Annotated in this window: 13 protein-coding genes; 5 read left to right on the top strand and 8 right to left on the bottom strand. The window is 73.8% G+C overall.

All coding sequences use genetic code 11. The features are described from left to right. Positions 1 to 63: 63 nt before the first annotated feature. The gene (locus tag AB0H37_RS17765) at positions 64 to 1,017 is read right to left on the bottom strand and encodes an acyl-CoA dehydrogenase family protein (protein WP_360613777.1); all 954 of its coding nucleotides are present in this window, start codon (positions 1,015 to 1,017) and stop codon (positions 64 to 66) included. Next, positions 1,017 to 2,150: an acyl-CoA dehydrogenase family protein gene (locus AB0H37_RS17760; RefSeq protein ID WP_179833915.1), complete on the bottom strand. Its 1,134-nt coding sequence runs from the start codon at positions 2,148 to 2,150 to the stop codon at positions 1,017 to 1,019. Before AB0H37_RS17760 ends, AB0H37_RS17765 begins: the two co-directional genes overlap by 1 nt. 142 nt (positions 2,151 to 2,292) lie before the next feature. Here AB0H37_RS17760 and AB0H37_RS17755 point away from each other — a divergent pair, with 142 nt between their 5' ends. Continuing rightward, the gene (locus AB0H37_RS17755) at positions 2,293 to 2,913 is read left to right on the top strand and encodes a hypothetical protein (protein ID WP_329093048.1); all 621 of its coding nucleotides are present in this window, start codon (positions 2,293 to 2,295) and stop codon (positions 2,911 to 2,913) included. A 42-nt stretch (positions 2,914 to 2,955) separates the two neighbouring features. Here the strand turns inward: AB0H37_RS17755 and AB0H37_RS17750 are convergent, their stop codons facing one another. Next, the gene (locus AB0H37_RS17750) at positions 2,956 to 4,131 is read right to left on the bottom strand and encodes a winged helix DNA-binding domain-containing protein (protein ID WP_360613774.1); all 1,176 of its coding nucleotides are present in this window, start codon (positions 4,129 to 4,131) and stop codon (positions 2,956 to 2,958) included. A gap of 19 nt (positions 4,132 to 4,150) precedes the next feature. Next, on the bottom strand, positions 4,151 to 4,492 hold the full coding sequence (locus AB0H37_RS17745) for a hypothetical protein (RefSeq protein WP_179833918.1): 342 nt from the start codon (positions 4,490 to 4,492) through the stop codon (positions 4,151 to 4,153). A 126-nt stretch (positions 4,493 to 4,618) separates the two neighbouring features. On the opposite strand from AB0H37_RS17745, the gene AB0H37_RS17740 reads away from it, so the two are divergent. Further along, positions 4,619 to 5,296 carry a hypothetical protein gene (locus tag AB0H37_RS17740; protein ID WP_329093044.1) on the top strand — a complete coding sequence of 226 codons (678 nt, stop codon included), beginning with the start codon at positions 4,619 to 4,621 and terminating at the stop codon, positions 5,294 to 5,296. A gap of 7 nt (positions 5,297 to 5,303) precedes the next feature. Here AB0H37_RS17740 and AB0H37_RS17735 read toward each other — a convergent pair whose 3' ends face one another. The 4 genes from AB0H37_RS17735 to AB0H37_RS17720 form a co-directional block, all read right to left on the bottom strand. Further along, positions 5,304 to 5,735 carry a hypothetical protein gene (locus AB0H37_RS17735; protein ID WP_360613771.1) on the bottom strand — a complete coding sequence of 144 codons (432 nt, stop codon included), beginning with the start codon at positions 5,733 to 5,735 and terminating at the stop codon, positions 5,304 to 5,306. Positions 5,736 to 5,827: 92 nt separating this feature from the next. After that, positions 5,828 to 7,084, bottom strand: coding sequence for a hypothetical protein (locus AB0H37_RS17730; RefSeq protein ID WP_229809913.1), 1,257 nt, complete (start codon positions 7,082 to 7,084; stop codon positions 5,828 to 5,830). 81 nt (positions 7,085 to 7,165) lie between these two features. Then, positions 7,166 to 8,986 carry an ABC transporter ATP-binding protein gene (locus AB0H37_RS17725; protein ID WP_360613769.1) on the bottom strand — a complete coding sequence of 607 codons (1,821 nt, stop codon included), beginning with the start codon at positions 8,984 to 8,986 and terminating at the stop codon, positions 7,166 to 7,168. Next, positions 8,983 to 10,788: an ABC transporter ATP-binding protein gene (locus AB0H37_RS17720; RefSeq protein ID WP_360613979.1), complete on the bottom strand. Its 1,806-nt coding sequence runs from the start codon at positions 10,786 to 10,788 to the stop codon at positions 8,983 to 8,985. Before AB0H37_RS17720 ends, AB0H37_RS17725 begins: the two co-directional genes overlap by 4 nt. Before the next feature lie 185 nt (positions 10,789 to 10,973). Between AB0H37_RS17720 and AB0H37_RS17715 the strand changes: the two genes are divergently transcribed. The 3 genes from AB0H37_RS17715 (at position 10,974) to AB0H37_RS17705 (ending at position 13,429) form a co-directional block, all read left to right on the top strand. Continuing rightward, the gene (locus tag AB0H37_RS17715; protein WP_360613767.1) at positions 10,974 to 11,672 is read left to right on the top strand and encodes a TIGR03085 family metal-binding protein; all 699 of its coding nucleotides are present in this window, start codon (positions 10,974 to 10,976) and stop codon (positions 11,670 to 11,672) included. Positions 11,673 to 11,919: 247 nt separating this feature from the next. Continuing rightward, positions 11,920 to 12,126 carry a cold-shock protein gene (locus AB0H37_RS17710; protein ID WP_030144886.1) on the top strand — a complete coding sequence of 69 codons (207 nt, stop codon included), beginning with the start codon at positions 11,920 to 11,922 and terminating at the stop codon, positions 12,124 to 12,126. 760 nt (positions 12,127 to 12,886) lie between these two features. Continuing rightward, positions 12,887 to 13,429, top strand: coding sequence for a Trp biosynthesis-associated membrane protein (locus AB0H37_RS17705; protein ID WP_360613765.1), 543 nt, complete (start codon positions 12,887 to 12,889; stop codon positions 13,427 to 13,429). The last annotated feature ends 128 nt before the right edge of the window (positions 13,430 to 13,557 follow it).

The raw sequence follows: 13,557 nt of genomic DNA, 5'->3' as shown, positions 1-13,557 counted from the left end.
CTGTCTCCGAACGCGGTCCGCTACTCCTGGTGAGATTACCGGCCCCTCCCGCCGGCCCGGCGTTCAGGTGCCGGTGACGAGCGCCCAGGGGTCGGGCGCGGCGGCGAGCGCGGCGCCGAGATCGTCGGCCCAGGCGGTCTCGTTTCCGTACTCCTCCCGCCACGACCAGAGCCGCAGGGTGACCCGGCGCAGGGGGTGCTCCTCGGTGACGCCGAGCGCGCCGTGCACCTGGTGGGCGATCGCGGCGACCGCGCCCGCGGCCCGCGACGCGTTCGCCTTGGCGGCGGCCACCGCGAACGGGTCTGCCGGTGCGCGGACGGCGGCGCGCACCGCGACGTCCGCGACCGTCGCCTCCCCGGCCAGCTCCGCCAGCATCTGCTGCACGGCCTGGAACCGCCCGATCGGCCGCCCGAACTGCTCCCGCTCGCCCGCGTACCGGACGGACAGGTCCAGCGCCCGGGCCATCGCCCCCGTCAGCTGGACGGCCCGCGCCAGCGCGCCGCGCCGCCGCAGTTCGGCCGCGTCCACCGCGCACGGCGCCGCCTCCTCCGCCGTGACGCCGGACAGGACGACGTCGTCGCGCGGCTCGCCCGCGACGTTCGCGCCCTCGGTGATCTGCGCCCGCGCCGGATCGACGGCGGCGACGACGCCGTCGCCGAGGACGACCAGCGACTGTGCCGAACGTGCCCAGGGGACCCGGCGGAACGTCCCGCTCAGGACGAGGCCGCCGCGGCCTCTCACCGCCTCGACCTCGCCGGACATGACGGTGAGAGCGCCGGGGGCCGCCCGCAGCCCGGCATCGGCGAGCAGCCGCCCGGCCAGCAGGGTCTCGGCCAGGGGCACGCCCGCGGCGTGGTACCCGGCCGCGCGCAGGACGGCGGCGGCGTCCGCGAGGTCACCGCCGCTCCCGCCCGCCTCCTCCGGCACTCCGGCCAGCGTCAGACCGGACTCCTCCAGCGCCCGCCACGGGTCGCCGCCGGCGAGGATCTCGTTCGCGGTCTCTTCCAGAAGCCCCATCAGCGCACTCCCAGGCCGCGGGCGACGATGCCGCGCAGGATCTCGTTGGTGCCGCCCCGCAGCGTGAACCCGGGCGCCTGGACGACCGACTCCGCCAGCGCGCGCGCCAGCGGGTCGGGGGAGCCGGGGTCGGGCTCCACGCCCGCGTGCTCGCGAACCGCCTCGATGACCTCGCGCTCGAACCGCGTCCCGAGGTCCTTGACGAGGGCCGCGGCCAGGTCGGGGGTCTCGCCCCGGGCGAGGGCGCCCGCGACGCCCAGCGACGCCTGCCGCAGCGCCCACAGGCGCGCGGTCAGCCCGCCGAGCGCCCGCCGCGCCGCGGGACCTGCGGCGCGGCCGTGCAGGAGCCGGATGAGCATGAACGTGCTGAGCAGCCGTTCGGGGCCGCTGCGCTCGTGGGCCAGCTCGGCGGTGACCTGCCGCCACCCGTCCCCGGCGCGGCCGAGGACGAGCGCGTCCGGCACGAAGACGCCGTCGAGCACGACCTCGTTGAAGTGGTGCTCGCCGGACAGCCCCCGGATCGGCCTGATCGTCACGCGGTCGTCCGGCAGGGGCACGATGAACTGGCCGAGGCCCGCGTGCCGGTCCTGCGAGCGGGGCGCGCTCCGGGCCAGCACGAGGATCGCGTGCGCGAGGTGGGCGCCGCTCGTCCACACCTTGGCGCCGCGCAGCCGCCACCCGCCGCCGTCGCGCTCGGCGCGGGTCCGGACCGACGCCAGGTCGGAGCCGGAGTCGGGCTCGCTCATCCCGATCGCGAAGAAGCACTCGCCGCGCGCGATCGCCGGCAGGAACCGCTTCTTCTGCTCCTCGGTGCCGTGGGCCAGGATGGACGGGCCGGTCTGCCGGTCGGCGATCCAGTGCGCGCCCACCGGGGCGCCGGCGGCCAGCAGTTCCTCGATCACCACGAACCGCTCCAGCGGTGAGCGCCCGTGCCCGCCGTAGCGCTCGGGGAGCGTCATGCCCAGCCAGCCGCGCTCGCCCAGCAGGCGGCTGAAGGCGGGGTCGGCGCCGGTGAGCCAGCTGTCGCAGCGGGCCGTGAAGGGCGTCTCGGCCAGGAACTCCCGCACCCGGGCCCGCAGCGCGGCGGCCTCGGGCGGGAGCGTGCCGGGGGTCAGGCCGGGCAGTGCCGCCACATGCGCCTCCTCTGTCCAGGGGGACGTTACAGACGTGCCTCAACCCGTCGGTCAGCGGCCCCTTACACAAGGCCGCCTGGCGGGGTGGACGGTTCTCTGGGATCGTGTCGTCCTGCACAGGCGTTCCGCAGGGGGAGAAGATATGTGGCCCGGGTCCAACCCGCCGATGGGACCGCCGCCCGTAGGACAGGGCCAGCCGGAACCGGGCTGGACGCCGCGGCGGCAGCGCATCAGGCCGAGCGCCGGATGGTACGCACTGCCGATCGTCCTGGTCCTGGTCGCCGTCATCGGTTTCTTCACGGTGCTGGCGCTCCTGTGGGACGACTCGGAGGCCGCTGAAGGCCCGGCGGCCGTGGGCGACCCGGCGACCGGGGTCAGCCTTCGGCTCACGGAGGGCTACGGCTACTTCGTCTACGTCCGGGAGGGCGGCCCGTCCCCGTACGCGTGCCGGGTCGAGGCGGGAGAGCGGTCCGGGCCCGTCCAGCTCACGCGGAAGAACTCCTGGAGCGCCTCCGACCACACGTCCTATCGCTACACCGCCACGTTCACGGCGCCGGTGTCGGGCGCCGCCCGGCTGACGTGCCGGGGCGCCGACGGGCCGATCCTCGTGACGCCGGACGACACCGCCCACGGCTACCTCGGCCTCGCCCTGCTGACCGCGCTCGGCCTCGGCGGTCTCGCCGCCGTCGCCTTCGTCGTGACCATCCTCAGGCGCGGCGGGGCCAAGCGCCGGGCCGCGACGACCGCGGGCCCCTACTTCTGACGACCTGACCCTGGCCGGGCCAGTGGGAGGCAGGGCTCCGGCTCATGCCGTCAGTTCGCGCTCCAGCGGGGTGCGGAACCGGGGGATCGCGCGGACGTCGCCGAACCACTCCGCCATGCGCGCGGCCTCCCGCTCGACGGCGGACTCGGCGTCGGCGCCGACGTCCTCCAGGAGGCGGACGGCGATCTCGCCGTCCCTGCGCTGCGCCCATCCGCCGACGATGCGGCCGTCCCACCAGACCGACGGCCCGATGTTGCCGTTGCGGTCGAACAGCCGCGGGCGGTGGGCGCCGAGGAACCAGCCGCGCTCCTGCCAGCCCATCGGGGTCGGGTCGAGCGCGGGCAGCAGCGCCGCCCACGGCTCCGGCGCGGGCGCGGGTTCCAGGTCGTCGGACAGGACGATGCCGGTGGCGCCGTCGAGGTCGACCTCGGTGACGTCCAGCAGGGCGAGGGCCTTCTTGACGTCGCCGGCGCTCCAGCCCGTCCACCACTTCAGGTCCGCGGCCGGCGCGGGCCCGAACGCGCGCAGCCAGCGGCGGACGAGGTCGGCGCGGGCCTCGGCGGCCGGGAGGTCCTCGATGCCGCCGGGCAGCCACGTCTCGACGGGCGACCACATGTACTGGCTGCTCGTCCACGACCCGTTCGGCCGCCCCCGCACGATGCGGCCCTCGCAGCCGAGCGTGACCAGGACCCAGGTGGTGATGTTCGTGGGCCGCGAGTAGGACTTGCCGGGTGCCGGATCGACCTGCGTCCGCAGCAGGGGCACGTCCGCGCTGAGCTGGGCCCCCGTCGCCTCGCCGCGCGCCAGCAGCGCCGCGTGGGCGGCCTCCTCGGCCCTGGTGAACAGGGCCGGAGCGTCGGCGATGTCGCTGCCGCGCCCGATCATCCGCGCGTAGGTGGCGCGCTGCCTGGCCGCCAGCCCGTTCGCCGTGGACGCCTGCAGCACCGGGACCAGATCGGTCGGCGCGACGAACATCGTCCGGCGCATCGCGAGCATCCGCAGCAGCGTGCGGTCGCCGTACAGGGCCTTCTCCACCGCCGCCGGGACGGCGCGGACGCTGCGCGCCGCGACCGACAGGAAGACGGTGGCCGGATCCGTGGCGTGCAGCACCAGCATGGACCGGGCGATGTCAAGGACGTCGTCGGTCCTGGCCGGGGCGGCGAGCCGGTGGCGGAGCGCGAGACGGGCCCGGCGCTCCGCCCTGTTCATCGAACGCATGAGCGAATACTAGACCGGGTCAGCCGCTGTTGGAGATCTTCACCACTACCTGGTCCTTGGTGACGGACTGCACCGAGACGTCGAAGCCCTCGGCCTGCTGCCCGTCCCCGACCGGCACCGTCACCGTCTGCCCGCCGATCTTGAGGGTGACCATCTCGCCCTGCACCTTCACCAGCTCGGCCTTCACACCGAGGATGGACGCGCTCGCGTCGACGCCGCGGTCGAAGGTCACCGTGCACGAGTTGACGCTGCAGGAGGTCTTGCTGTTCTCGCCGCCGCACGCGGCCGCGGCGCCGAGGGGCAGCAGGACGAACGGGAGGACGGCCAGCTTCCGCCGAAGGGGAAAGGAGGTCGAGGTCATGTCGGCGAGTCTAGGCGGGCGCGGCGGCCTCCCGCGCCCTCCGCGAGGCGGATCCGCAGGACGCGAATCCGGCACCGCGCGGTGATGGCGCTGGATCTCGGGATGACCTCGTGTTTCGCTGGACGGGTGAACTTCACCGAAGGGGCGGACGCCGCTGGCGGGGTGAGCTGGGACGATGCCGTGGACGCGCCGATGCTCGGCCCGGTGGTGTGCGCCGCGCTCGGCATGGAGGCGCGCGCGATCCGGCGCGGCCTCACCCGGACGCCGGTCGTGGTCGTCGGCTACCGGGCGCGGCGCGCCGACCGGCTCCCGGCCGCCTGCGCCGCCCTCGTCGTCGCCGGGTTCGGCGGCGCGCTCGACGAGCGGCTGCGGCCCGGCGACGTCCTCGTCGCCGACGAGATCCGCGCCGCCGGCACGGGCGGGAAGGCGGTGCCGTGCGCCGCGCCGCGCCTGCTCGCCGAGGAGATGATCCGGGACGGCCTGAGCGTGCAGGTCGGCCCCCTGGTCACCACCGACCGCGTCGTCCGGGGCGCGGAGCGCGCCCTGCTGGCGGCGCAGGGCGCTCGGCTGGCGGACATGGAGTCGGCGCTCGTCGCCGAGCGCGCCGGACCGCTTCCGGTCGCGGCCGTCCGCGTCGTCGTCGACGGCCCGCGGCACCCGCTGTGGCACCCGGGCATCGTCCGCCGCGGGCTGGCGGGACGGCGCGTGCTGGCCCGCGTCGGCCCCGCCCTGGAACGCTGGAGCGTCCTGCTCGTGCGGGGCGAGGAGGGCACGAGCGAGGGGAGCCCGGCCGGCCGGGCCTGACCGCCGCTCAGCCGTGCCCCGAACCGTGGCCCGAACCGTGGCCGTCCCCCTGGACGATCTTGCCGCCGAGATCCCCGCGGAGCGACTCCAGGGTCTGCTGCTGGCTGACCGCCACCCAGCGCGCCCCGACCAGATACGTCCCGCCCCAGGGCTTGGCCTCCTCCAGCCAGGCGTTCATGCCGTTGTCGGAGGTGAAGCTCAGCAGGACGTAGCGTCCCCGCGCGGTCTTGCAGTTCCCCTGCTCCAGATCCTGGACCTTGCGCTTCCCGGTCAGGGAGCAGTCCGTCTGCTGCGCCAGCTCGGCAAGGCTCGCCGGCTTGGCGGCCTTGCCGTCGGACGCGTCCGACGCGGCGGAACAGCCGGCCGCCAGCGGCATCGCCAGCGCGGCGGCGCACAGCGGCACCGTCTTCAACAAGCCGAGATGGTGTCGGGAACCCATCGCTCTTCCTCTCCGGGGTGAGACGCGCGATTCGAGGAAGGAATACGCGCCCCGCCCCGCAGGGGTTCATCCAGGCTCAGGTCACCGGAGGCTCAGGGCATCAGGCGGGCGCCCGCGGCGGCGCGGACGCCGGGTTCTTCGGCGTCGTCGTGGTGGAGCCGCTGGAGCCGCAGCGACGTCTCGCCGGTCAGCGGCGCGGTCCGGGCGGCCTCGGCCCGCACGCCCTCCTCGCAGTCCCACAGCCCTTCGACGGTGAAGGACTCGGCGGTGTGCGGGGCGGTTCTCGTCAACGCGGTCAGGATGCGGGGTCTCAGATAGGCATAGGTGGATTCGGTCCAAGCGGTCTTCAACAGCGGGACGGCCTCGCCCGCGCGCAGCCGCCCCAGCCCTTCGATCGGGCTCGCGGCGTCGGCCCAGTCGCGCCGGGCGACGGCGGCGTTCAGCTCGTCCATCAGCAGGGGGATGTCCTGGCGGGTGCCGTAGCGGGCGAGGATGCGCAGCCCCATGTCCGCGCAGCCGCCGCGCTGCGCCGCCCACATCCGCGCCCGCGGCAGCGTCTCCGGCCCGTACTCCCGCAACGCCCGGCACACCGCGCCGCCGAACCTGCTCGGCCGCTGGGGCAACAGCTCCTCCGCGAGGTCCAGCAGGGCGAGCGTCCGGCGGCGGCCCAGCTCGAATATCGCCGCTATGGAGCCCTCGCCGCGCCGCCGCGCCAGATCGAGCAACTCGGCCTCGCTCTGCGCGTCCTTCCCGGGAGTGGGAACCATCGCGCGGCGCGCCGCCCGGCCCGCCTCCCGCTGCCTCGCCAGCGCCTCGGCCACCCGCGGCTGCCGCGCCGCCCACGCCTCGATCACCGGGTTGTACCGGCCCGGGACCAGCAGCGCGAGGTCCGCGTCGTCGCACCGCGCGGCGACCAGGGTGTCCAGTCCGACCGCGAGCGAGGGGTCCTCAAGATCGATGAGCTCGGCGACCGCGTCGAACCACTGCGCGCCCTCCTCGGCGTACCGGCGCAGCGGCCCGGCGGCCTCCCGCCGGCTCAGCCGCACCAGCTCGGCCAGCACGCCCAGCGCCAGGTCCACCCGCCACTCGTCGGGGTCGGTGTGGTCGGACGGGTCGAACAGATGCTCCGCCACCGGCCCGACCGACAGCTCCAGATCCACCATCAACCGGGCGTAGTACAGCCGCCGCGACTCGCACTGCCGATCCCAGCGCGGATCCCTCCGGACGCAGGCGTACACGTACTCGCCCGCGCCGGGCTTGTCCGCCGCGCGGCGCGCGGCCCTCCCGAGTCCACGCTGCAGTTGACCGTGCAGCGTGCTCGCCGATTCCAACACGACCTCGTTGCTCACCCCAGCAGAATGCGCACTGGACCAGATATCGGGCAAGTGCTTTAGCTTGCGTTTACCCAGGAAGTAGCCCTGTGGAACCCGTCACAGGCTCCGCTGGGCCACCCAGGAGGCGTGCAGATCGGCGTACACGCCCGGCTCGGCGACGAGCTCGGCGTGCGAGCCGCGCTGCACGATCCGCCCCGCGTCGAAGACGATCACCTCGTCCGCCGCCTCGGCCGTGGACAGCCGGTGCGCGATCGAGATCGCCGTGCGGCCCCGCGTCACGCCGTCCAGCGCCCGCTGGATCCGCACCTCGGTGGCGGGATCCACGGCGGAGGTCGCCTCGTCCAGGACGAGCAGGTCCGGGTCGGCGATGTAGGCGCGGGCCAGCGCGACGAGCTGCCGCTCGCCCGCCGACAGCGACTCGCCCCGCTGCCCGACCGGCGTGGCGAGGCCCTCGGGGAGGCCGTCCAGCCAGTCGGCGAGGCCCAGCTCGGTCAGCGCGAGGACGAGGTCCTCGTCGGAGGCGTCCGGGCGCCCGTACCGGATGTTGTCGGCGAGCGAGGCGTCGAACAGGAATCCGTCCTGCGGCACCATGACGATCCGCTCGCGCAGCGACGAGAACCGGACGCGGTCCAGCGGCACGCCGTCCACGAGGACGCGGCCCGACACCGGGTCCATGAGCCGGGTGAGGAGCTTGGCGAACGTCGTCTTGCCCGACCCGGTCTGCCCGACGATCGCGATGCGGCTGCGCGGCGCGATGCCGGCGCTCACCTCGTGCAGGACGGGCGGGCCGCCCGGGTAGGCGAACCCCACCGACTCGAACCGCACCTCGATGGGGCCGCGCGGCAGCGTCTCGCCGGCCTCGCCCGGGTCGGCGACGTCGGGGACGGTGTCCAGCACGCCGAGCACCCGGCGCCACCCCGCGATCGCGTTCTGCGCATCGTTCAGGACCTCCGTGGCGGTCTGCATCGGGCTGACGAACAGCGTGACCAGGAACAGGAACGCCACGAGCCGTCCGGCCGACAACTCCCCGGCGACGCCGAGCAGCGTCCCGGCGATGACGACGGCGCCGGTGGCGAGCGCCGCCACCAGCTCGCTGACCGGGAACGTGAGCGCGACCATCGCCTGCGCCCGCGTCTGCGCCGACCGGTAGGACTCCACCGTCTCGTCCACCCGCCGGCCGGTGCGCTCCTCCGAGGCGTAGGCGCGGATCACCGGGGCGCCCACGACCGACTCGCTGACCGCCGCCAGCAGGTCGCCCATCCGCTCCCGCACCCGCATGTACGCCCTTGACAGGATCCGCTGGAAGCGGCGCAGCGCGAACGCCAGCGGCACGAACGCCACCCACACCAGAAGCGCCAGCGGCCACGAGTAGACGACCATCAGCACGCTCGCCACGACCAGCTGCCCGATCGACACGATGAACATCAGCCCGCCCGACTGCATGAACTGGCTGATCTGGTCGACGTCGCCGGTCACCCGCGACACCAGCGCGCCCCGCCGCTCCCCGCTCTGGGTGAGCATCGACAGGTCGTGGACATGCCGGAACGCCCGCACCCGCAGCGACGCCAGGCCGCCCTCGGACGTCCTGTACAGCCGCACGTTCATCAGGTACGAGCACACGGCCGTCACCAGGACGGCCCCCGCGCACAGCAGCACCGCCGTCCGGATGAAGGCCAGGTCGGGGCCGTCCGGGCGGCCGAGGCCCTTGTCGATCGTCTGCTGGACGGCGACGGGCACCACCACGCGCCCGGCCGTCGACACCAGCGCGAGCGCCAGCGTCCCGGCCAGGCCGGCCCGGAACTCCGGGGTCAGCCGCAGCCCGCGCCGCAGCGTGCTGATCGCGCCCTCCGCCGCGGTGTCGCTCAGTCCCGGCGCGCTTCTCTGCTTCGAGCCCGCCGTGTCGGTCACCGTCGTCATGCCATGGCCTCCTCGCCGCCCTCGACCGCTTCCTGCTCCGCCTCGGCCCGCTCGTAGGCGTTGACGAGGTTGCGGTAGCCCTCCGAGCCGTCCAGCAGCCCGGCGTGGGTGCCGCGCGCGATGACGCGGCCGTGCTCCATGTAGACGACCTCGTCGGCGAGCGCGATCGTGGCCTTGCGGTAGGCGACGACCACGACGGTCGCGCCGCCGGCCTCCTCCGCCTGCGACTCCCGCAGGCTCTGCAGGATGCGCGCCTCGACCTGCGGGTCGACGCTGGACGTCGCGTCGTCCAGGACGAGCAGCCGGGGCCGCCGCACCAGCGCCCGCGCCAGCGCGAGCCGCTGGCGCTGGCCGCCCGACAGCGTCGCCCCGCGCTCGCCCACCCGCGTGTCGAGCCCGTCGGCGAGGGCCGCCACGAACCCCTCGGCCTGGGCGAGCCGCAGCGCCTCCCAGACCCGCTCGTCCGGCACGTCGAGGCCGAGCGTCACGTTGCCGCGCACGGTGTCGTCGAACAGGAACGTCTGCTGCGGGACCAGGGCCGCCGTCGCCGCGACCCCGCCGCGCTCCACGTCCCGCAGGTCGACGCCGTCCAGCAGGACGGACCCGTCGGCCGGGTCGACCAGCCGGACGAGCAGCGAGGTGAGCGTGGACTTGCCCGAACCGGTCGGACCGACGACCGCGATCGTCCGGCCGGGCGCCGCCGCGAAGGAGACGTCGTGCAGGACGCGGCGCCGCGCGCCCTCGCCGCCGCCCGCCGCCTCGTAGGCGAACCTGACCTCCCGGACCTGGAGCTCGGTCGCCGCGCCGCCGGAACCGTCCAGCGAGCCGTCCCCGAACGGCAGCGACCCCGTCGCGTCCAGGACGCCGCGGACCCGCTTCCACCCGACGACGCTGCGCGGCACCTCGCCCAGCACCCAGCCCAGCGCCCGGATCGGCCACGACAGCAGCGTGAACAGGTAGGCGACGTTCACCAGGTCGCCCGGCGACATCGCGCCCGAATCCAGCCGGATCGACCCGATCAGCAGGACGGCCAGCACCCCGAGGTTCGGCAGCGCCTCCAGCACCGGGTCGAACAGCCCGCGGATGCGGCCGACCGCGATGTTGGCGTCCCGCAGATCCCGCGCCCGCTCGGCGAACCGCTCGGTCTCCGCCGCCTCCCGGCCGAGGGTCTTGACCACGAGGCCGCCCTCGAAGCTCTCGTGCGCGACCTCGCTGACCTCCGCGCGCAGCTGCTGCGCGCGGGTCGCCACCGGCGACAGCCGCCGCTGGTACACCACGTTGATGAGGGCGACGGCGGGGAACACCAGGAACCCGACCCCGGCCACGACCACGTCGGTGACCAGGATCGACACCGCCGCGATCAGCAGCATGAACACGACGCCGACCGCCATCGGCAGCGGCGCGATCGGCGCCCACACCGCCTCGACGTCGGCGTTGGCGTTCGACAGCAGCTGCCCGGTCGGGTGCCGGTGGTGCCACGCCAGCGGGAGCCGCAGGTACTGCCTGGTCACCGCGCGGCGGTAGGACGCCTGGAGCCGGTACTGCATGAGGCCCGCGTAGAACCGGCGTCCCGCGACGCCGAGCGCCTTCAGCAGCGCCACCGCCATGATCAGGGCGGCGGCCCCCGCCAGCGCCCCGGCGGTCGTGTGCCCGGACTCGAACGCCGGCAGCACCACGTGGCCGGTCGCCCAGCCCAGCACCTGCGCGGTCCCCACGGTCATCGCCGCGTACAGGGCGCTCGCCAGCACCGACAGCGCGAACACCCGCGGCTCGGCCTTCACCGCCACCCACAGGACGCCCATGCCCTCCCTCAGGACAGGCGGGCTGACGCGTCTGGACGCAGGTGGCACGGCGACTCCTCGATCACGGCGGCGCCCCGAAAATGCCCCCTTGCGACCGCGGCTGGGGGTTTGTGGGGCTGGATATTGCCTACCATCCGGCCGGAGCGCTTATTCCCGGCCGCCCCGCCGCGGCCTACGATCGGTCGATGAGCACGCCCGACGACGGCCCCCCGCCGTCCGCCCCGAAGCAGGCTGGTTCCGGCCCGGCGGACCCCGGCCCGGTCCGCCGCGAACGGCTGCTGCTCGCCGCGGCCCTCGCGGAGGCCGGACCGGAGGCGACCACCGGGTGCGCGGGCTGGGACGCCCGCGACCTGGCCGCCCATCTGGTCGTCCGCGAGGGGCGCCCCGACGCCGCCCCCGGGATCCTGCTGCCCCCGCTGGCCTTCTACACCGAGCGGGTGCGGCGGCGGACGGCCCGCGCCGTTCCGTTCGAACGGCTGGTGGAACGGTTTGCGCAGGGTCCGCCGAAGTTCTCCCCCTACGCCCTTCCCGGAGTCGACAAAAACGCGAACGCCGTCGAGTTCTTTGTTCACCACGAGGACGTCCGGCGGGCACGTCCCGACTGGGAGCCCCGCGACATCTCGCCGGAACTAGAGGAACTACTCTGGCGAAGGATAAAAATTGCCCGCTTTGTCCTAAGAAAAGTTCAGGTCGAGGTCACCTTCGTCCGGCCCGACGGCCGCGCCGCCCGGGTGTCCGGCGGCGGTCGAGGAGCCGTGCGCGTGCACGGCCCGGTAGGCGAACTCGTCCTGTGGGCACTGGGCCGCCGGGACGTCGCGAAGGTCCGCCTCACCGGCGCCACGGACGCTGTCAAGACCCTGACCGAGACGGGTTGGAGTCTTTAACGGGCAGGTAACGGCACGGTTCGCCGAGAGGAGAAACGCAAGTCTTGCGGCTCCTCCGCTTTACGCGGAACCGGTGATACGGTGGGGCGGTCGGTTGCAGTCGTGGTTCTCGATCGTTCAGGCGCCCGCGAACTGATGGCAGCGGGCGTTTTGGCTTTTCCGGGACCGTACCGGGGGCGAGGGCGTTCCGCAGCGACCGCACGGGCCCGCGAGGTGTGGGCCCAGGTTTTGCCGCAAGGAGAAAGACATGCCCCAGCAGGGCACCGTGAAGTGGTTCAACGCCGAGAAGGGCTTCGGCTTCATCGCCGTGGACGGCGGCGGGCCGGACGTCTTCGTGCACTACTCGGCCATCCAGAGTTCCGGCTACCGCAGCCTGGACGAGAACCAGCGTGTTCAGTTCGAGGTGACGCAGGGTAACCGGGGCCCGCAGGCCGACCAGGTCGTCCCCCTGTAACGCCCGCCAGCCGTACGTGGCAGAGCCCGCCCCCCACCGCCAGGGGGAGGCGGGCTCTGTTTAATTGCGTTCTTCTCCTTCTTCGGGCCTGGCGGCCCTCCATCGTCGATGAACGCGGGCGATCGCTGGCATCGCTCCGGCTCGCCTTGCGGCTCGCTTCGCGATCAGGTTCTTGCTTCGCTCGAACCTGCCTTTGGACGCGATCGCCGGTCCTCAGCTCGTTGCGTGGTTGCTCCGCCGGCTGAGGTGGTGCGTGCCTGTGCGGCCGGGGTCGCCCTTTGGGCCTTCGGCCCTGGGGCTTGTGTGGTGAGGGTGCCGGCTCGCTTCGCGGTTCGGTTCTCGCAGGCTCGAACCTCTCTTGGTGCGGTTGTCGGCCTTCGGGTTGTTGCGTGGTTGCTTCGCCGGTTGAAGTGGTGCGCGCCTGTGCGGCCGGGGTCGCCCTTTGGGCCTTCGGCCCTGGGGCTTGTGTGGTGAGGGTGCCGGCTCGCTTCGCGGTTCGGTTCTCGCAGGCTCGAACCTCTCTTGGTGCAGTCGTCGGCCTTCGGGTTGTTGCGTGGTTGCTCCGCCGGTTGAGGTGGTGCGTGCCTGTGCGGTCGCCCTTTGGGCCTTCGGCCCTGGGGCTTGCGGGGTGGGGCGGGGGTGGGGGTTGGGGGTGCTGCAATAAACTCGGGCGCATGTCCATGGGAACGTCTGAATTGGCCCCTTTGATCGCTGCGCGGGCCGTCTCGTGACGCCTGGGCGTGAACGTGGGTTGACGGCGGTGCTGTGTGCCGCGGGGGCGGGGCTTGCGCTGCTTGCGGCTGGACGTACCTGGGCCACCGTTCGGGCGCAGGACGCCATCACGCCGTTCACCCAGCAGCTGACCGGCGGCGACCTCGGGGGTGCGGCCGGTGCGCTTGGGTGGGCCGGGCTGGCCGGGCTTGCCGCGCTGCTGGCGACCCGTGGGCGGGTGCGTTCGGGTGTCGGCGTCCTCATCGCGCTGTTCGGCGTCGGGATCGCCTATGCGTCGACCGCGGCCGTGCAGCGGTCCAGTGTGCTGGCGGCCGCCGGGGACAAGAGCGCTCTGCTGAGGCTCGGCGCGCATCCCGTGCTGGATGTGAACCTTTGGTGGCTGGTCTCGGTCACCGGTGGGGTCGTCCTTGCTGTGGGCGGGATCCTTACCGCCGCGCGGGGGACGCGTTGGCCTGGCATGTCGGCCCGCTACGAGCGCAGTGCCCCGCGCAAGGCGGCGGAGGACGACCCGTCCGCGCTGTGGAAGTCGCTCGACCGAGGCGAGGACCCGACCGCGCACGAGCGGTCGTGAGCGGCGACGGTGGCGGGGTCGTGCTCGTGATCGACGCGGCGGCATTTGCCGACATATAAGTTGGGCTCGATGCGGACAGGCTGGCACAAAATGACACCCAGAACACCATCCTGATACGACAATTTCGG

This window comes from Actinomadura sp. NPDC023710 (assembly GCF_040639875.1).
Taxonomy (GTDB): Bacteria; Actinomycetota; Actinomycetes; order Streptosporangiales; family Streptosporangiaceae; genus Spirillospora; species Spirillospora citrea.
Note: the sequence above shows the minus strand (reverse complement) of the source record. Positions and strands in the feature narration are given on the sequence as shown.

What these genes read in the sequence shown, in the direction of transcription:
- AB0H37_RS17720 (WP_360613979.1), bottom strand. Translation starts at nt 10,788, where the DNA reads ATGGGCGTCCTGTGGGTGGCGGTGAAGGCCGAGCCGCGGGTGTTCGCG.
- AB0H37_RS17735 (WP_360613771.1), bottom strand. Translation starts at nt 5,735, where the DNA reads ATGGGTTCCCGACACCATCTCGGCTTGTTGAAGACGGTGCCGCTGTGC.
- AB0H37_RS17750 (WP_360613774.1), bottom strand. Translation starts at nt 4,131, where the DNA reads ATGCGTTCGATGAACAGGGCGGAGCGCCGGGCCCGTCTCGCGCTCCGC.
- AB0H37_RS17745 (WP_179833918.1), bottom strand. Translation starts at nt 4,492, where the DNA reads ATGACCTCGACCTCCTTTCCCCTTCGGCGGAAGCTGGCCGTCCTCCCG.
- AB0H37_RS17710 (WP_030144886.1), top strand. Translation starts at nt 11,920, where the DNA reads ATGCCCCAGCAGGGCACCGTGAAGTGGTTCAACGCCGAGAAGGGCTTC.
- AB0H37_RS17765 (WP_360613777.1), bottom strand. Translation starts at nt 1,017, where the DNA reads ATGGGGCTTCTGGAAGAGACCGCGAACGAGATCCTCGCCGGCGGCGAC.
- AB0H37_RS17715 (WP_360613767.1), top strand. Translation starts at nt 10,974, where the DNA reads ATGAGCACGCCCGACGACGGCCCCCCGCCGTCCGCCCCGAAGCAGGCT.
- AB0H37_RS17725 (WP_360613769.1), bottom strand. Translation starts at nt 8,986, where the DNA reads ATGACGACGGTGACCGACACGGCGGGCTCGAAGCAGAGAAGCGCGCCG.
- AB0H37_RS17755 (WP_329093048.1), top strand. Translation starts at nt 2,293, where the DNA reads ATGTGGCCCGGGTCCAACCCGCCGATGGGACCGCCGCCCGTAGGACAG.